This is a genomic window from Nonomuraea sp. NPDC003727 (assembly GCF_053586935.1).
In genome coordinates this window covers 267,354-284,255 of the sequence record NZ_JBSFNE010000006.1, presented here as the reverse complement: position 1 = coordinate 284,255, position 16,902 = coordinate 267,354, and the positions used below count along the sequence as shown (strand labels likewise).

16 protein-coding genes are annotated in these 16,902 nt (G+C 71.9%); 8 read left to right on the top strand and 8 right to left on the bottom strand.

Annotation, left to right across the window (positions count from 1 at the left end; all coding sequences use genetic code 11):
- From ACWDLG_RS17725 to ACWDLG_RS17710, 4 genes are read right to left on the bottom strand one after another with little or no spacing between them, the layout of a single operon-like run.
- Positions 1-561, bottom strand: a complete 561-nt coding sequence (locus ACWDLG_RS17725; RefSeq protein ID WP_449921048.1) for a nucleotidyltransferase family protein — start codon at positions 559-561, stop codon at positions 1-3.
- Entirely contained in the window at positions 561-1,649 is a 1,089-nt protein-coding gene (locus tag ACWDLG_RS17720) for an XdhC family protein (RefSeq protein WP_449921046.1), read from the bottom strand. Before ACWDLG_RS17720 ends, ACWDLG_RS17725 begins: the two co-directional genes overlap by 1 nt.
- Complete coding sequence (locus ACWDLG_RS17715) at positions 1,630-2,712, bottom strand: vWA domain-containing protein (protein ID WP_449921043.1); 1,083 nt, start codon at positions 2,710-2,712, stop codon at positions 1,630-1,632. The genes ACWDLG_RS17720 and ACWDLG_RS17715 overlap by 20 nt, the downstream gene beginning before the upstream one ends.
- Positions 2,705-3,571 (bottom strand): AAA family ATPase, encoded by an 867-nt coding sequence (locus tag ACWDLG_RS17710; protein WP_449921040.1) that lies wholly within the window; start codon positions 3,569-3,571, stop codon positions 2,705-2,707. The genes ACWDLG_RS17715 and ACWDLG_RS17710 overlap by 8 nt, the downstream gene beginning before the upstream one ends.
- Positions 3,572-3,781: 210 nt before the next feature.
- Between ACWDLG_RS17710 and ACWDLG_RS17705 the strand changes: the two genes are divergently transcribed.
- Positions 3,782-4,579 (top strand): SAM-dependent methyltransferase, encoded by a 798-nt coding sequence (locus ACWDLG_RS17705; RefSeq protein WP_354910292.1) that lies wholly within the window; start codon positions 3,782-3,784, stop codon positions 4,577-4,579.
- Positions 4,580-4,641: 62 nt separating this feature from the next.
- Here the strand turns inward: ACWDLG_RS17705 and ACWDLG_RS17700 are convergent, their stop codons facing one another.
- Entirely contained in the window at positions 4,642-6,447 is a 1,806-nt protein-coding gene (locus tag ACWDLG_RS17700) for a glycoside hydrolase family 9 protein (protein WP_449921037.1), read from the bottom strand.
- Between the two features lie 86 nt (positions 6,448-6,533).
- On the opposite strand from ACWDLG_RS17700, the gene ACWDLG_RS17695 reads away from it, so the two are divergent.
- The 7 genes from ACWDLG_RS17695 to ACWDLG_RS17665 all read left to right on the top strand — a co-directional run bounded on the left by ACWDLG_RS17695 (position 6,534) and on the right by ACWDLG_RS17665 (position 12,087).
- Positions 6,534-7,565: a M24 family metallopeptidase gene (locus ACWDLG_RS17695; RefSeq protein ID WP_449921034.1), complete on the top strand. Its 1,032-nt coding sequence runs from the start codon at positions 6,534-6,536 to the stop codon at positions 7,563-7,565.
- 25 nt (positions 7,566-7,590) lie between these two features.
- Positions 7,591-8,151, top strand: coding sequence for an elongation factor P (gene efp / locus ACWDLG_RS17690; protein WP_354910299.1), 561 nt, complete (start codon positions 7,591-7,593; stop codon positions 8,149-8,151).
- The gene (gene nusB / locus ACWDLG_RS17685; protein ID WP_354910301.1) at positions 8,152-8,562 is read left to right on the top strand and encodes a transcription antitermination factor NusB; all 411 of its coding nucleotides are present in this window, start codon (positions 8,152-8,154) and stop codon (positions 8,560-8,562) included.
- 270 nt (positions 8,563-8,832) lie between these two features.
- A complete protein-coding gene (locus ACWDLG_RS17680) occupies positions 8,833-9,180 on the top strand; it encodes an MmcQ/YjbR family DNA-binding protein (protein WP_449921030.1) in 348 nt (115 codons plus the stop codon).
- Between the two features lie 207 nt (positions 9,181-9,387).
- Positions 9,388-10,143 (top strand): methyltransferase, encoded by a 756-nt coding sequence (locus tag ACWDLG_RS17675; protein WP_449921028.1) that lies wholly within the window; start codon positions 9,388-9,390, stop codon positions 10,141-10,143.
- 98 nt (positions 10,144-10,241) lie between these two features.
- The gene (gene dinB, locus ACWDLG_RS17670; protein WP_354910305.1) at positions 10,242-11,483 is read left to right on the top strand and encodes a DNA polymerase IV; all 1,242 of its coding nucleotides are present in this window, start codon (positions 10,242-10,244) and stop codon (positions 11,481-11,483) included.
- A gap of 205 nt (positions 11,484-11,688) precedes the next feature.
- Positions 11,689-12,087, top strand: coding sequence for a DUF3040 domain-containing protein (locus tag ACWDLG_RS17665; RefSeq protein WP_449921025.1), 399 nt, complete (start codon positions 11,689-11,691; stop codon positions 12,085-12,087).
- A gap of 62 nt (positions 12,088-12,149) precedes the next feature.
- Here the strand turns inward: ACWDLG_RS17665 and ACWDLG_RS17660 are convergent, their stop codons facing one another.
- The 3 genes from ACWDLG_RS17660 to ACWDLG_RS17650 are packed head-to-tail and all read right to left on the bottom strand — an operon-like array spanning position 12,150 to position 16,848.
- A complete protein-coding gene (locus ACWDLG_RS17660; RefSeq protein WP_449921023.1) occupies positions 12,150-14,558 on the bottom strand; it encodes a transglutaminase family protein in 2,409 nt (802 codons plus the stop codon).
- Positions 14,555-15,808 carry a DUF58 domain-containing protein gene (locus tag ACWDLG_RS17655; protein WP_449921020.1) on the bottom strand — a complete coding sequence of 418 codons (1,254 nt, stop codon included), beginning with the start codon at positions 15,806-15,808 and terminating at the stop codon, positions 14,555-14,557. The genes ACWDLG_RS17660 and ACWDLG_RS17655 overlap by 4 nt, the downstream gene beginning before the upstream one ends.
- Positions 15,805-16,848, bottom strand: coding sequence for an AAA family ATPase (locus ACWDLG_RS17650; protein WP_449921017.1), 1,044 nt, complete (start codon positions 16,846-16,848; stop codon positions 15,805-15,807). The genes ACWDLG_RS17655 and ACWDLG_RS17650 overlap by 4 nt, the downstream gene beginning before the upstream one ends.
- Positions 16,849-16,902: the final 54 nt, after the last annotated feature.

The following is a 16,902-nucleotide window of genomic DNA, read 5'->3' as shown; positions in this document are numbered from 1 at the left end:
TCAGCCGGTGCGGGGCGTCAGGGCGGCCAGGTCCTCCGGGGTGTCGATGTCGCGCGGGTCGCCCGGCACCTCCACCTCGGTCACCAGTTCGGGGTGCTCCCGCATGAACGCCCGCGCCCCCACGTCGCCCACCGCCAGCTCGGCCACCCGCGCCACGTGGGCCGCGGAGACCAGCACCGGGTTGCGCCGCCGCCCGCCGTACGTGGCGACCGCGACCTCCGCCCCGCTGCCGATCAGCGCCCGCACCGCGTCGGGCGTCACGAACGGCTGGTCCACCAGCGCGATCACCACGCCCTTCGCGTCGGCGGGCAGCGCGGCCAGCCCCACCCTGAGCGAGGAGCCCATGCCGGTGCGCCAGTCGGGATTGCGCACCACGACCGCGCCGCGCACCTGGACGGTGGCCGCGCCCAGCACGACGATCACCGGGTGACAGCCGCCCTCGTGCAGCAGCCGTACCCCGCGATCGACCAGCCGCTCGCCCTCGAACTCCAGCAGCGCCTTCGGCATGCCCAGACGCGACCCCTGGCCCGCGGCCAGCAGCAGGCCCACCACCCCAGTCATCAGACCTCCCCATGGATGCGGCCGCCGGTCTCGCTGAGCGGCCGTCCGCTCCCACCCCAGCGCAGCTGGATCAGTTCCGCCATCACCGACACGGCGGTCTCCTCCGGCGTCCTGGCACCCAGGTCCAGGCCGATGGGGGAGCGCAGCCTGGCCAGCTCCTCCTCGTTCATGCCCGCCGCGCGCAGCCGGGCCAGCCGGTCGTCGTGGGTACGGCGCGAGCCCATCGCCCCCACGTAGGCCGCCTTGGTGCGCAGCGCCACCTCCAGCAGCGGCACGTCGAACTTCGGGTCGTGGGTGAGCACGCAGATCACCGTCCGCTCGTCGACGTGGGTGGCGGCCAGATAGTCGTGCGGCCACTTGACGACGACCTCGTCGGCCTCGGGGAAGCGCTTGGCGGTGGCGAAGATCGGCCTGGCGTCGCACACGGTCACGTGGTAGCCGAGGAACTTGCCCAGGCGCGCGACGGCGGCGGCGAAGTCGATGGCGCCGAAGACGAGCATGCGCGGCGGCGGGGCGAAGCACTGCACGAACACCGACAGGTCGTCAAGGCGGCGCTCGCCGTGCTCGCCGTAGTGCCTGACGCCGGTCAGGCCCTGGGCCAGCATGCCGCGCACGTCGTCGTCCACGGCTTCGTCCAGCCGCCCGAGGCCGAGCGAGCCGGTGGCCCTGCCGGGCCAGACGACCCGTCGCTTGCCGATGACCCCGGGCCCCGCCACGATCGTCGCCACCGCGACGGGCTCGTGCGCGGCCACCGAGGCGACGATCTCGCCCAGCTCGGGATAGGTCTCGATGGAGACCGGCTCGACGAGGACGTCGATGATGCCGCCGCAGGTCAGTCCGACGGCGAAGGCGTCGTCGTCGCTCACGCCGTACCGCTGGAGCACGGGCGTCTCGACCTGGCCGGCCAGCTCGAACACCGCGCCCTCGACGCAGCCGCCCGAGACGCTGCCCACCACCTCGTCGCCGCGCACCGCCATGGCCGCGCCCGGCGGCCTGGGCGCGCTGGAGAAGGTGCTCACCACCGTCGCCAGCCCGAACCGCAGGCCGGACTCCCACCACCGCATGATCTCAGGCAGGACGTCGCGCATGGGAAAGCCTCCCGGACAGATCCTCGAAGGCGGCCAGGCTGTGTCCTGCCACCAGGTCGTCGATGTACGGCAGCGCCGCCTGCATCCCGCCGGTGAGCGGCTGGTAGTCCGCGTGGCCCTTGTGCGGGTTCACCCAGATCACCCGGTGCGCCTGGCGGGCCAGCCTGGCCATCTGCTCGCCGAGCAGCGTGGGATCGCCGCGCTCCCAGCCGTCGGAGGCGACGACCACGATGGCGCCGCGCATGCTCCTGCGGGCCAGCAGCTCGCGCAGCTCCTCGCCGAGCCTGGTGCCGCCGCTCCAGTCGGGGATCGCCTTCGACACCTCCGCCAGCGCGGTGCCGGGATCGCGGTGGCGCAGCTCGACGGTGATCGGCGTCAGCCGCGTGCCGACCGAGTAGACCTGCGTCACCCGCGGCTCGGTCCGCACCAGCGCGTGCGCGAACCGCAGCAGCGTCTCGGCGTAGGGGGTCATCGAGCCGCTCACGTCCACCAGCAGCACCACCCTGCGCGGCCTGGTGGTGTGGCGCCGGTAGCGCAGCCGCGCCACCTCGCCCTTCCTGAGCGCGTCGCGGATGGTCCTGCGCTGGTCCAGCCTGCCCCGGTGCGCGGCCACCAGCCTGCGCGAGCGCCGCCGCTCCCGGTGGTCGCGCAGCAGCGCCAGCATCTGGTGCACCTCGGCACGCTCGGCCTCCGTCAGCCTGGCCACGTCGCGATGGCGCAGCACCTCGGCCCTGCTGGCCGTCGCCGTCGCCGCCGGCTCCTCGCCCTCGCCGCTCTCGCCGTCGCCTCCCGCCAGGTACCTGGTGACCGGCTTGGCCGGGGTACGGCCCGGCGCCGCCCGGTGGCCGCCGAAGTAGGCGGCGAAGCACCTGTCGTACCTGGGCAGGTCGTCGGGCGAGGCGCACAGCGTCAGCCGGCCCGCCCAGTAGACGTCGTCGCCGCGGGTGACGTCCAGCTCGTCGAGGGCCTTCAGGAGGTTCTGGGTGCGCTCGTGGTCGGCCGCGACGCCGGCCGCCCGCAGGGTCCTGGCGAAGCCGGTCATGGTGGCGGCCAGGTCACGCACGGGTCAGCACCCCGCTCTTGAGCACGCTCTCCACGTCCTCCCGGTACTTCAGCGCCGCGCCGAGCGTCGCCGCGGCCAGGCCGGGGTCGAGGTCGCGGGCGCCGAGCGTCAGCAGCGCCTCCGTCCAGTCGAGCGTCTCGGCGATGCCCGGCGGCTTGACCAGGTCCTGCGCGCGCAGCCGCGCCGCCGTCCTGGCCACCTGGGCGGCCAGCGACTCGGTGCACTCCGGCAGCCTGCGCAGCAGGATGGCCACCTCCCTGTCGAAGCTCGGGTGCTCCAGCCAGTGGTAGAGGCAGCGGCGCTTGAGCGCGTCGTGCACCTCTCGCGTGCGGTTGGAGGTGACGACGACCACCGGGGGACGCTCGGCCCTGATCGTGCCGAGCTCGGGGATGGAGATCGTGAAGTCGGACAGCACCTCGAGCAGGAACGCCTCGAACTCGTCGTCGGCCCGGTCGATCTCGTCCACGAGCAGGACGGAGGGCTGCGTCTCGACGGCCCGCAGCAGCGGGCGGGCGATGAGGAAGCGCCGGTCGTAGATCTCGCCCTCGAGCCTGCTCGCGTCGGTGATCCCCGCCGCCTCGGCCGCCTTCAGGTGGAGGAGCTGGCGGGCGAAGTCCCAGTCGTAGAGCGCCTGGGCGGCGTCCAGCCCCTCGTAGCACTGCAGGCGGATCAGCGGGGCGCGCAGCAGCTCGGCCAGGGTCTTGGCCAGCTCGGTCTTGCCGACGCCCGCCTCGCCCTCCAGGAACAGCGGGCGCCCCATCCGCAGCGCCAGGAAGGCGGCCGTCGCCAGACCCTCGTCGGCGAGATACGCGTGCTGGTCGAGGAGTTCGGCCAGTTTTCCTGGTGACTCGATGTTCATCGCGTTGATTGTCCGTCGCGGCAGACCCTAGGGCTAGGAAGGGACGTGCAGATTCTCCAGGGATACCCGGCCGCGGGCCGTTCGACGCCCCGGATCCCGCCTGCCCCACCTCGGCCCGCCCGAACCCGATATTTCGCTGTTCGCCGTGGAACGGTGGGCTTCTTCGATTAGATTGATCATGGACAGACTGGACAGGCAGGGGGTTCTCCAGTGACCGACAGCGCGCGGGACCGGCTCGACAGGATCGACTCCAGCGTGCCGCACCCGGCACGCGTGTGGGACTACTGGCTGGGCGGCAAGGACAACTACGAGGCCGACCGGGCCGTCGGTGACGAGATCCTCAAGGTCATGCCCGACCTCGTGGTCGTCGCCAGGGCCGACAGGCAGTTCCTCGGCCGTGCCGTACGGCACCTGGTCGACGCCGGCATCCGGCAGTTCCTCGACGTCGGCACCGGCGTGCCCACCGCCGACAACACCCACCAGGTGGCGCAGCGGGCCGCGCCCGAGTCGCGCATCGTCTACGTCGACAACGACCCGATCGTGCTCGCCCACGCGCGCGCCCTGCTCTACAGCACTCCCGAGGGCGCGACCGACTACCTCGACGCCGACCTGCGCGACCCCGAGACGATCCTGCGCGGCGCGGCCAAGACCCTCGACTTCTCCCGGCCGATCGCGCTGATGGTGCTCGGCGTGCTGGAGTTCCTTCCCGACGACGAGCAGGTCCGCGCCGCGCTGTCGACGCTCTTCGACGCCATGCCGGCCGGCAGCTACCTGGTCGTCTCGCACAGCGTCCACAGCCCCTCGATGGACGAGGCGGCCGCCCGGTGGAACGCCAGCGGCGCGACCGAGATCAGACTGCGCACCCCCGAGCACCTGCGGACGCTGTTCGACGGCATGGAACTGGTCGCGCCCGGCGTGGTCTCGCTGCCGCGCTGGCACCCCGACGCGGCCACCGAGTACACCGACCGCGAGGTCCACCAGTACGGCGGGCTCGGCCGCAAGCGCTGAGCGGCGCCGCCCCGCCGTACCCGGGAAGGGAGGCGGGAGCGGCGCCACCGGCGACGGGAAGATCAGTCCCTGGACATCAGCGTCAGCGCGTAGAACGCGATCGCGGCGAAGTCGTCGGCCGGCTCGGAGGCCTGCCACGAGCGCACGTCGTCGACGAACCTGCTGCCCCTGCCGGTGAACTGCTCGTAGCGGTCCACCCCGTCGGCGGGGCACTTGGCCATCTCCTCGAAGTGGTCGCCGAGGCCGTCGTCGAACAGGGAGGCGGCGTTCGGCCCGTTGACGACCGCGCCCGTCGCCGGACGGCCGGTCAGGTTGGAGATCTGGTAGTGCGGGCAGGAGATCGAGTTGTCGCCGACGCCCTGCACGAACGACACGCCCCACGGGTTGGCGCCGAGGGCCCAGCCGCGCTGCTGGGTGCCGAAGGCGTCGTAGCCGCGGTCGCCCGTCACCGAGCGGTACAGCCGGGAGGTGGCGGCCAGGCCGAAGGCGTGCGGCACCGAGTCGAAGGCGTCGTAGGCCGCGCCCGCCCTGAACGGGTCCTTCGCCGCCCTGGCGGCGCCGATCTCCAGCTGCGCCTTGAGATCGGCGACCAGCGCGCCCTTGATCGGGGCGCCCGCCCTGATCAGGTCGGCGTGCGCGAGGGCGCTGACGTCGTAGAGGTTGAGCGTGTCGCCGGTGTCCTTGGCGATGTACTCGGTGGCCCAGTGCTGGGCCTGCTCCAGCCACTGGGCGGCCCTGGGGTCACCGAGCCGCTGCGCGGCCAGCGCCAGCTCGGCCCCGCCCAGCTCCATGTCGTCGCGCCAGACGCTCTCGGGGTAGAAGGCGTGCGGGAGCGAGGTCACCAGCCGGCCCACGTCGGTGGTCTTGGCCATGGCGTAGATCTCGGCGGCCTTGTCGAGCCAGGACTGGGCGCGCTTCCTGTCCGGTTCGACCTGGGCGGCCAGCGCGAAGGCCGCCGCCGTACGGCCGGCCAGGTTGGGGCTGATCGGCTCGCCGGGCGGGGCGGCTCGGAAGACCGGCCGGTTGCGGATGTACTTCTCGCGGGAGGAGTCGTCGGTCTCGGGCAGGCGCCAGATGTCGTGGTCGCCGACGAACGTGCCCTCGGCGTTGCCGGCGCCGACGCCGACCTGGATGTAGAGGGTCCTGGTCGTCCCGTCCCACATCTTGTCCAGGTACTTCAGGCCGTGCAGCGCCTCCGACTTCAGGCGCGGATCGACGACCGGCCCGCCGTCCCTCCTGGCCGCCCACAGCAGCGTGTCGACGTAGGCCAGGATGTGGGTGAACTTCAGGTAGTCACCGGCGTCGAACCAGCCGCCCTCGACGTCGACGGGTCCGCCGATCCTGGTCAGCTCGCCCTTGATCTGGTCGGTGTCGGGGCCGGTGAAGGCCGGCCAGTCGTAGACCTGGGCGGCGCGGTCGTTGGCGTGCCGCCTGCCGCCGTCGCGCTGGCCGCCGAAGAACGTCACGATCTTCGAGGCGGGCAGCGCCAGGGCGGCTGACGGGGCGATCGTGAACTCGGCGGAGGTCAGGCCGCCCGAGGTGATCCGGTAGCTGCCCGGTTTCCTGAGCCTGGTGAGGTCGAGGTCGTAGACGTGGCGGTAGGCGGCGTTCCACGCGCCGAGGTCGCGGCCGGCCGTACCGTTCAGCACCGGCCTGCCCCTGGCGTCGATCACGGTGAAGGGGGCGGGCCGCCCGCCGGTCATCAGGTAGGCGTGCTTGGCCTCGTCCGGTGCGAACCCGACCTGGTCGACGCGGATGTGCCCGGTGACCTTCGCGCCGGCCTGCGCGGCGGGCCCGGTAGTCTGCTCGGCGGCGTGCATGGTCGGGGCTCCTGTCAGCGCCAGGGCGAGGGCTAAGACGATCCGCATCGACTGCTCCACGAGTTAGTAAACCTTCCTAACCTTCAAGTCTGGACCGTAGCTGGCCGCGGCGAACGTGGTCAATACTTGGTGAAATGACCATCGATTTCGCCCGGCGCCGAGCCACCCTCGCCGCGCTGCTGGCAGGCGTCGACGCCATTCTCGTCACGAAGCCGGTCAACGTCCGCTACCTCACCGGGCTGGACAGCTCCAACGCCGCCGTCCTGGTCCGCGCGGACGGCACCGCCAGGCTCGCCACCGACTCCCGCTACATCGAGATGACCCGCGACCTGGACGTCGAGACCGTCGAGGCCACCGACGTCGCAGGCGAGCTGGCCGCGCCCGGCGTCGGCATCGAGGCCGCGCACATGACGGTGGCGACCTTCAACCGGCTGGGCGAGGGCCTCGTCCCGCTGGAGCCGCTGGTCGAACGCCTGCGGATGGTCAAGGACGACGAGGAGATCGAGCTGCTGCGGACCGCCTGCGCGATCTCCGACCAGGCCTTCGCCGACATCAGGGAATGCATCAGGCCGGGAGTGAGCGAGCGCGAGGTCGCCCGCGTCCTCGAGGCCCGCATGGTCGAACTCGGCGCCGACAAGCCCGCCTTCGAGTCGATCGTGGCCGGCGGGGAGAACGGCTCCATCCCGCACCACTCGCCGACCGACCGCGAACTGCGCACCGGCGACCTGGTCACCCTCGACTTCGGCGCCCTCTACCGCGGCTACCACGCCGACATGACCCGCACCGTCGCCCTCGGCAGGGTCGACGACTGGCAGCGCGAGATCTACGACCTCGTCCGCGACGCCCAGCGCGCGGGACGCGAGGCGGTGCGCCCCGGCGCCGAGGCCGCCGGGATCGACGCCGCCTCCCGATCGGTCATCGAGCGGGCGGGACACGCCGAACACTTCCGCCACGGCCTCGGCCACGGGGTTGGCCTGGAGATCCACGAGGAGCCGTTCCTGGGCCCTTCGCGGACCGGTAGACTAGAGGATCGAGTTCCGATCACCGTCGAGCCTGGGGTCTACCTCCAGGGCAGGGGCGGGGTTCGCATCGAGGACACGCTCGTGACGCGTGAAGGCGGAGCGGAACTTTTGACGAAGACGACCAAGGAGCTGCTCGTCCTGTAAGAGCGGCCGCATCCGGGAGTAACGAGTGGCGACGACCAACGACCTCAAGAACGGCATGGTGCTGAAGCTCGACGGCGGTGAGCTCTGGGCCGTTGTGGAGTTCCAGCACGTCAAGCCGGGCAAGGGCGGTGCGTTCGTGCGCACCAAGCTCAAGAACGTCCTGTCCGGCAAGGTCGTCGACAAGACCTTCAACGCCGGTGTGAAGGTCGACGTGGCCAACGTCGACAAGCGCGAGATGCAGTTCTCCTACAAGGACGGCGACGACTTCGTCTTCATGGACACCGAGACCTACGACATGGTCAACGTGCCCGCCAAGACCGTCGGCGACGCCGCCAACTACATGCTCGAGAACACGCTGGCCACCGTGGCCTTCAACGAGGGCTCCGCGCTCTACGTCGACCTGCCCGCCGCGGTCGAGCTGCTGATCGCCAACACCGAGCCGGGCCTGCAGGGCGACCGTTCCACCGGCGGCACCAAGCCCGCCACGCTGGAGACCGGCGCCGAGATCAAGGTCCCGCTGTTCATCACGACGGGCGAGAAGGTCAAGGTCGACACCCGCAGCGGCGAATACCTCGGCCGGGCCTGAGTGTCCGCGCGAGGCAAAGCACGCAGGCGGGCGCTCGACATCCTCTTCGAGGCCGAGCTCCGCGGTGAGGACGCGCTGAAGATCCTCGCCGAGCGCGTTGACCGGCGGGAGCCGCCGGTCAACGAGTACACCTCGGCGATCGTCGAGGGCGTCGCCCGGCACTCCCGGCGCATCGACGAGCTGATCACGACCTACGCCGAGGGGTGGACTCTCGAGCGCATGCCCGCCGTCGACCGCAACCTCCTGCGTGGCGGCACCTACGAGCTGCTCTGGATGCCCGACGTGCCGGAGGGCGTGGTGATCAGCGAGTGGGTGCACCTGGCGTCCGAGCTGTCCACGGACGAGTCGCCGCAGTTCATCAACGGTCTGCTGGCCCGTTTCAAGCAGCTCAAGCCCAGCCTCACGCTCTGACCCCGGCCCTCGCTCCCGGCACCGGCCGCCCACTTCCCGGTACGGCCGGCGCTTTCCGGCACGCCCACCGGCCGGGGCGACCCGTGACCTCCTGAGCGGCGGAGACCTCCCCAGCGGACCGGCCACCACGGCCGCCCGTTGGGTCTCTCCGGCGGGACGGGTTCGGTCTGGACGCCCGAACCCCGCGCGGCCCCCGGGGCCTTCCCCGCGTCGGAAGCGCCCGTGCCGGTGGGTGGTGTCCGGGCCGCCGTGCCGTACAGGATGGGTCGCATGGTGACCGAGGACGACGTGCGGCGGATCGCGCTGGGGCTGCCGGAGACCACCGAACGCCTCATGTACGGCACGCCCGCCTTCTACGTCAAGGCCAGGTGGTTCGCGCGGATCAGGGAGGAGGGCGACGTCCTGGCCCTGCCGGTGGCCTCCGAGGAGCACAAACGCGAGCTGGTCGCCGCGGATCCCGACGCCTTCTTCACCCTCCCGCACTACGACGGCCACGCGGTCGTGCTGGTGCGCTTCGCCGCCGTCGAGGCGGCGGAGCTGGCCGAGCTCCTCACCGACGCCTGGCGGCTGCGCGCGCCCAGGCGCGTCCTGGCGGCCTTCGACGGCCGGGGAGCGTGACGGGCCCGCCCCGTGCCCGCATCCGGACGTTACCTCCTCGTGATCTCGTATGCTCACCCGGCTCGGGACGGCGTAGGCTGGCCCCAGCCGCGACGGCCGCTCATGGCCGTCACGCGCGGGGACCACGGGCAAGGAAAGAACGCGTTCGGGGACGCAGCGGGCACACCGTCGTTCACGGGCGCGGCGAAACGAGGAGGCGAGCCGACGTTGCGTGCGGAGAGCATCACCAAGCAGGCGACCCCGGCGGTGCGCACCGCCGTCGTCTGGGACGCGCTGCGGGCGGTGCTGGCCGCGCGGGCGAGCCAGACCGGCCGCGCGCGGCTCGACATCGTCGACGCGGGCGGCGGCACCGGCGGCTTCGCCGTACCGCTCGCCGAGCTCGGTCACGCGGTGACCGTCGTCGACCCGAGCCCCGACTCGCTGTTCGCCCTGGAGCGCAGGGCCGCCGAGCGGGGGGTCGGCGTGCGGGCGCTCCAGGGTGACGCCGCCGACCTCGGCGACCTCCTGCCGCGCGACAGCGCCGACCTGGTGCTGTGCCACAGCGTGCTGGAGTACGTCGAGGACCCGCTCTCGGCGCTGACCGCGGTCTCGGGCCTGCTGCGCTCCGGCGGTGTCGTGAGCGTGCTGGCGGCCAACCCGGTGGCCGGCGCCATCCACCGCGCGCTGGCCGGGCACTTCGACGAGGCCAGGGCGGCCCTGGACGACCCGATGGGGCGCTGGGGCGACCGTGACCCCACCCCGCGCAGGTTCGCCGCCCAGACGCTGGCCGAGCTCCTCGCGGCGACCGGGTTCGCGGTGGACGAGGTCCACGGGGTGCGGGTCTTCGCCGACCTGGTGCCCAGCCGCCTGGTCGACGGGGAGCCGGGCGCCGCCGAGGCGCTGGTCGCGCTGGAGCAGGCCGCCGCCACCCATCCCGTCCTGCGTGACATCGCCACGCAGCTGCACGTCCTGGGCCACAAGTGATGACCCGCCCTCTCGACCGGGTCCCGGCCCCCGGGCGCGGCGTCTGCCGCCACGGCGCCAGGACGGTTGTCGAACGCGCGTTCGGGTAGAATCACGTCGTGTCGCGCAAGCAGATCACCGGAGTCGGCCCCGTCGCCAGGATCGGGGCCGACGACAGCGGCTGCCCCATCCTCCACGTCGACATGGACGCCTTCTTCGCCAGCGTCGAGCTCCTCGAGCGTCCCGAGCTCCGCGGCCGCCCGGTGATCGTCGGCTCGCCCGCCGGGCGCGGCGTCGTCCTCAGCGCGACCTACGAGGCCAGGCAGTACGGCGTGCACTCGGCCATGCCGATGAGCAGGGCCCGCCGCCTGTGCCCGCAGGCCACGATCATCCCGCCCAGCCACGGCAAGTACACCGAGGTCTCCAGGGGCGTGATGGAGATCTTCCACGCGATCACGCCGCTCGTGGAGCCGATCGCCTCCGACGAGGCCTTCCTCGACGTGGGCGGCGCCCGGCGCAGGCTCGGCTCGCCCGCCGACATCGCCGCCAGGATCCGCGCCGAGGTACGGGAGCGCTTCGGCATCACCTGCTCGGTCGGCGTGGCCGGCAGCAAGTTCGTCGCCAAGCTGGCCTCCAAGCAGTGCAAGCCAGACGGCCTGCTCGTGGTGCCGGCCGACCGCGTGGTCGACTTCCTGCATCCGCTGCCCGTCAGCGCGCTGTGGGGCGTGGGGGAGCGCACCGAGCAGGCGCTGGTGCGCCTGGGCATCAGGAGCGTGGGCGACCTGGCCAGGGTCCCGCCCGCCACGCTGCAGCGCGAGCTCGGCCACGCGGCCGGCACCCATCTGGCGGCGCTGGCGTGGGGCAGGGACGAGCGCGCCGTCACCGCCCACGTGCCCGACAAGAGCGTCGGCGCGGAGGAGACGTTCGCGGCGGACGTCGACGACCCCGAGGTGATCAGGCGCGAACTGCTGCGCCTTTCCGAACGGGTCGCCGCGCGTGTGCGTGCGGGCGGCCATGTGGGCAGAACTGTGAGCGTGAAGCTGCGCCGGGCCGACTTCTCCACGATCACGCGTTCGCGGACGCTGCGGGAGCCGACGGACGTGGCGCAGGAGATCTACACGACGGCCTGCGAGCTCTACGCCGCCGCCGGGCTCGAGCGGATCAGGCTGCGCCTCGTGGGTGTCAGGCTGGAGAATCTGAGACCGGCCGACTCCGCCGCCCACCAGCTCAGCCTGGGGGAGAAGGAGACGGGGTGGCGGGAGGCCGAACGAGCGATGGACAAGGCGATCAGAAGATTCGGCCCCGATGCGGTGGTCCCGGCTTCACTAGTCAGAGGACGGCTTGATGAAATGGAGGCATGACGCCCGATGTCGCGACATCTCGGACGGTGGGGGAGAATGGACATGTTTAGAGCCATGACGTCACCTCCGGTTTGGTCTACGTTGGACGTTTTCTTTCGCCTACGTCTACAGCCTCGTATTCTGGGGATAACCGACCGCGAGGTCCGGACACCCCGTGTCGTCCGTTGCCGTCTTCCCCGAAATGGGGCCGTCCTTGGGAGGCGCCGTGCCGCTCTCTGAGCACGAGCAGCGCTTGCTCGACCAGATCGAGCAGGCCCTCTACGCCGAGGACCCGAAGTGGGCCAATACCGTTCGGATCAGCGATCCGCGCAGCCATTACAAGCGGCGCCTGGTCAAAGCCTCCATCGGCTTTGCGCTGGGCATCGTCCTGCTGATGGTCGGCGTCGTGATCAACCAGATCCCGCTCGGCGTCGGCGGTTTCGTGGTCATGCTCGCCGCGTGTCTGTGGGGCCTGTCCAGTTGGAAGCGCATGAACGGGTTCGGTGACTCCGGTGGATCAGGATCCGGCGTCAGGACGCCGGGCAAGAGCCAGCGCCGGGGCAACCGCGGAAGCTTCATGGAACGCATGGAAGAGCGTTGGCGCCGTCGCCACGACGAGCGCTGAGCCGATAGACCGACAGACCTCGTGCGGCCGCTCCTGTGAGGAGCGGCCGCACGGTTCGGCGGTCAGGAGCTCCTGCGGGTTGCCCGCGTCCAGAGCCTGATGTTCTCCAGCCGGTCGAAACCGTCCAGGATTCCCTCGCCCATGCCCCTGATCCGCCGCAGGGCCGAGGGCGGCAGCAGCGCCGCGCGCAGGCGCGTGCCGCGCGAGACGCTGGCCGCCAGCGCCCGCCGTATCGTCCGCAGCTCCCTCTTCATCGGGGCGATCTCCCCCGGGTCGCGCGCGAACAGCAGCCGCTCCACCGCTGAGGCGATGACGGCGATCGCCGCGCCTGCCTCTGCGCCGAACTCGTACTGCTCGGTGAGCCTGCGCGCCAGCGCCCGCGGGGTCTCGCTCGGCAGCCGCGCCATCCCGTAGTCGTACAGCACGTCGTCGAGTTCGGCCCAGGCCGCGGCCACCGAGGTGTCCACCCGCCCGGCTCTCGCCGTGACCTCGTCGGACGGCCCTGAGACCTTCCAGCTCAGCGTCCGCACCCTGCGGTTCCTGATCACCAGCCGCAGCAGGGCGGGGATGAGCAGGATCACCAGCACTCCTGCCACGGCCAGCGCGATCCACACCCACAGCGGGGTGGTCTCCACCGACGTGACGGGACCGCTGTAGATGCCCTCGGGGTCGAGCTCCCTCAGCCTGTCCCTGCTGTTGGGCGCGGCGGTCGGGCCGTCGCCGCTCTCGGCGGCGCTCGTGCTCGGGTCGCTGCTCGGCGTGCTCTCGGCCGGCCTGGGCAGCGTGTAGTCGGGGACGCGGGCGGTGCCCTGTCCCGCGCTGCCGGCGGGGGTCGGCTCGAAGGCCAGCCAGCCGACGCCCTCGAAGTAGAGCTCGGGCCAGGCGTGGGAGTCGTGGGTGCGGACCTCCCAGCGACCCTCCAGCTTGGTGCCACCCGTGTAGCCGATGGCGACCCTGGCCGGGATGCCGATCGACCTGGCCAGCACCGCCATCGCCGAGGCGAACTGCTCGCAGTAGCCGGCTCTGGTCTGCTCCAGGAAGTTCGTCAGCGCCTCGGTGTCGTGGCCCTGCGTGGCCAGGCTGTAGGTGAAGCCGCCCGTGGTGGTGAAGAACCGCTGCAGGTTCACCGCCGCCTCGTACGGGGACTCGCTGTCCTTGGTCACCCGCTGCGCCAGCTGCCTGATCTGCGGCGGCAGGTCGGGCAGCTTCAGGTAGCGCTCGCCGACCGCCGGGTCGACGGTCCTCGGGGCGGCCTCCAGCTGGTCGGCGCTCGCGTCAGGCTCGGTGCTGACCACCTGGTAGCGCAGGCCGCCCGCCAGGTCGCCGGGGGAGAAGACCATCAGGGAGTCGACGTCCGCGCGCCAGTCGCCCTCCGCCCGCACCAGCTGGGGCGGGTACGGCAGCGGCAGGAACTGCAGCTGCGTGATGTCCTCGCTGACCTGGATGTCGGTCTCGACCCGCGTGGTCTTCGTCGTCGAGGCGAGCCCCGGCGGCGGCGGGAGCGGGCCCTGGTCCACCCTGTTCTCCGGGCTGCCCTTCGACTTCATCGTCCAGCGCTGGCCGTCGAAGACGTCGAGGGAGTAGATCCTGAGATAGCGCGGGGCGTCGTCGCTGCTGGTGTAGGAGAGAACGGTGTTGTTCTCCGGCAGCTGCAGCCGCCCCTTCAGGTCGGCGACGGGGTCGGGGATGCTGATGGAGTCGCCCCGGCCCTTGCCCGAGCCGCCCACCCCGAACCCGAACAGCGGGTCAGGCTCGAGCGTCGGCAGCAGTGCCGGCAACGCCACGGCCAGCGCGATCGCGGTGAACCCGATGCGCTTGCCCGACAGGCGCAGCCCGCGCGTGTCGGCCGACTCGTCGGCGTCCGTGCCGGCGGCGGCGCGGCTGCGCCGTACCAGGACCGCCCGGCCCCAGTGGCCGACGCGCTCGCGGCCGTCGGCGATCAGCAGGCTGGTGAACCCGAGCGCGCCGAGGATGAACGCGGCCCAGCCGATCGGGTCGGGCAGCACGGCGGCCGGCACCGTGAACAGCGCCAGCAGCGGCAGCCCGGCCAGCGCCGCCCTCCGCAGCCTGGTCACGAACAGGTCCACGACGATCGCGATGACCCCGACGCCCGCGGTGGTGAGCATGGCGATCGGCGGGTCGTCCGGCACCGGCGCGGCATAGCGCTGGATGTCGGCGAAGCCGGTGGTCAGCAGTTTGACCAGGGCCAGCGCCGACTCCTTGGTCGGCACGAGCAGCGCCCAGGCCTTGTCACCGGTGTAGGCGGCGGTCAGGTAGATGCCGAGCGCCGTCAGGCCGAGCAGCGGCGCGGCCCAGCCGGGCAGGGTGAGCCTGCTGGCGATCACCCCCGCCGCGGTGACGGCGATCACCGCGCCGAGCGAGCCCCACAGCCACGCGCCGCCGTCGAACAACGGGTAGAGCGTGAGCGAGACCGCGAGGGTGGCCACACCCGACCAGATCGACAGCCTCATGCCGCACCTCCCACGGAGAAGCGGGACTTGACGCCCGCGCTCTGCCAGACCGCAGCCAGCGGCGTGGCCGCGGGCAGGGTGACGATCCGCCAGCCCGATCCGGTCAGCACCGCCTCGACCGCCTGCCTGCGCTCGGTGGAGCCGTAGTCCTTGACCTCCCAGCCCTCCACGTCCAGCAGGACGGCCACGCCGGTGGCGCTGCCGTGCCTGACCTTGGCCAGTTCCCTGGCCTCCTCGGCGTCCATCGCGCCGACCACCGCGACGATCAGGCCGTCACCGCCGCCCTGGCGCAGCGCGGTGATGCCGAGCTCCAGCGAGCGGGCCGGGCTGGTGCGCACGACGGCGAGCGTGTCGAGCAGCGACCAGCTCACCCCGGTGTCGCTCAGGTGCTCGGGCCCCTGGTCGGTGACCAGGCGCAGGCCCAGCCCCTCACGCGCCAGGTGCAGGCCGATGGAGGCGGCGGCCGAGACGGCCACCTCGAAGGAGGAGCGGGGCCCTTCACCCCGGTGGGCGTGCCGTCGGGTGTCGAGCAGGAGCGCGCCGCGGCTCTGCCACTGCTGCTCCTCACGGCGCACCATCAGCTCGCCGTGCCGCGCGGTGGAGCGCCAGTGCACCCGCCGCAGGTCGTCGCCCTGCCGGTACTCGCGCGGCGCGACGTCGTCGTCACCGGCCGCCGCCACGCTCCTGGTACGGCTCTCGCCCCCGCCCGTCCACTCGCCAGACAGCCGCACGTGCGGCAGCGCCTCGACGTGCGGGGTCACCACGAGCGTGTCGGCGATGGTGAAGGACCGGGTCAGTTCGACCAGGCCGAACGGGTCGGTGATCCGTACCGACAGGGGGCCGATGGTGTAGCGGCCGCGCAGGTCGGACCTGACCCGGTAGTCGACCTCCCTGATCCCCCTCGACTCCACCCGGTCCAGCACGAACCTGGGCCGGGCGCCGAGCGCGTAGGGGACGGTGTCCTCGATGAGCAGCAGCCCGGTCGGCAGCCGCGTGACGTTCTCCAGCCGCAGGGTGACCGTCGCCTCGCCGCCCACCTCCGTCCTGGGCGGGTCGAGGCGCCGGGCGCAGGCCAGCCGGTAGCGGGTCCGTGCCACGACCAGGGCGGCCAGCAGCGGCAACGCGATGATCAGCACGCCGATCCTGAGCAGGTCGTGCTCGCCCAGCAGCAGCGCCATCAGCAGCGCGGCCACACCCGATGCCAGGAACGACCGGCCCCTGGAGGTGAGCGCCCGCAGTCCCGCGATCACGACGCCCGAGCCTCCGGCACGGGCACTCGCCTGACGAGCTCGGTGACGACCTGCTCGGGCATCCGGCGCTGGCCCTGCGCCTCGATGCTCGGCAGCAGCCGGTGGGCGAGCACGGGAACGGCCAGCTCCTGCAGGTCGTCGGGGATCACGTAGTCGCGGCCGGACAGCGCGGCGTGGGCCCTGGCGGCGCGCACCAGCTGCAGCGTCGACCGGGGCGAGGCGCCGAGCCGCAGGTCCGGGGTGTGGCGGGTGGCCGTCACCAGGTCGATGGCGTACTTCTTGACCGGCTGGGAGACGTAGACGCCGCGCACGGCCTCGATGAGCGCGCGCACCTCCGCGGTGGTCGCGACCGGCTCGAGCTTGTCCAGCGGCGAGGTGCCGCCGTGCACGTCGAGCATCTCCAGCTCGGCGGCCGGCTCGGGGTAGCCCATCGCCACCCGCGCGGTGAAACGGTCGCGCTGCGCCTCGGGGAGGGGATAGGTGCCCTCCATCTCGATCGGGTTCTGGGTGGCGATGACCATGAAGGGGGCGTCAAGTCCGTAGGTGACGCCGTCGACCGTCACCTGGTGCTCCTCCATGCACTCCAGCAACGCCGACTGGGTCTTGGGCGAGGCCCGGTTGATCTCGTCACCGACCACGATGTTGGCGAAGACCGGGCCCGGTTTGAACTCGAACTCCCGCGTCTGCTGGTTGTAGGCGCTCACTCCGGTGATGTCGCTCGGCAACAGGTCGGGGGTGAACTGCACCCGCCGTACGGGACAGTCGATGGACCGGGCCAGCGCCTTGGCGAGCATCGTCTTGCCCACGCCGGGGACGTCTTCGATCAGAAGGTGTCCCTCCGCGAGCAGGACGGTCACTGTCAGCCGGACGGCATCGCTCTTGCCCTCGATCACCGACTCGATCGCCTGCCGGATCCGGTGTGCGGTGGAGACCAGCTCGTCGAGCTGGCGAGGGACGTCATGGGTTACTGCCACCAGGCCTCCATGAGAGAAGTGCAACGGCTTCCCCGGGGCGAAGGTGCTTTTGGGGCGCCTTGCCATTCCTTTTCATTGTGCGTACGACCCTACGACGGCGGGCATCCTTGGGCGACTTTT

What these genes read in the sequence shown, in the direction of transcription:
- ACWDLG_RS17725 (WP_449921048.1), bottom strand. Translation starts at nt 561, where the DNA reads ATGACTGGGGTGGTGGGCCTGCTGCTGGCCGCGGGCCAGGGGTCGCGT.
- ACWDLG_RS17720 (WP_449921046.1), bottom strand. Translation starts at nt 1,649, where the DNA reads ATGCGCGACGTCCTGCCTGAGATCATGCGGTGGTGGGAGTCCGGCCTG.
- ACWDLG_RS17710 (WP_449921040.1), bottom strand. Translation starts at nt 3,571, where the DNA reads ATGAACATCGAGTCACCAGGAAAACTGGCCGAACTCCTCGACCAGCAC.
- ACWDLG_RS17700 (WP_449921037.1), bottom strand. Translation starts at nt 6,447, where the DNA reads ATGCGGATCGTCTTAGCCCTCGCCCTGGCGCTGACAGGAGCCCCGACC.
- ACWDLG_RS17695 (WP_449921034.1), top strand. Translation starts at nt 6,534, where the DNA reads ATGACCATCGATTTCGCCCGGCGCCGAGCCACCCTCGCCGCGCTGCTG.
- ACWDLG_RS17680 (WP_449921030.1), top strand. Translation starts at nt 8,833, where the DNA reads ATGGTGACCGAGGACGACGTGCGGCGGATCGCGCTGGGGCTGCCGGAG.
- ACWDLG_RS17660 (WP_449921023.1), bottom strand. Translation starts at nt 14,558, where the DNA reads ATGAGGCTGTCGATCTGGTCGGGTGTGGCCACCCTCGCGGTCTCGCTC.
- ACWDLG_RS17650 (WP_449921017.1), bottom strand. Translation starts at nt 16,848, where the DNA reads ATGGCAAGGCGCCCCAAAAGCACCTTCGCCCCGGGGAAGCCGTTGCAC.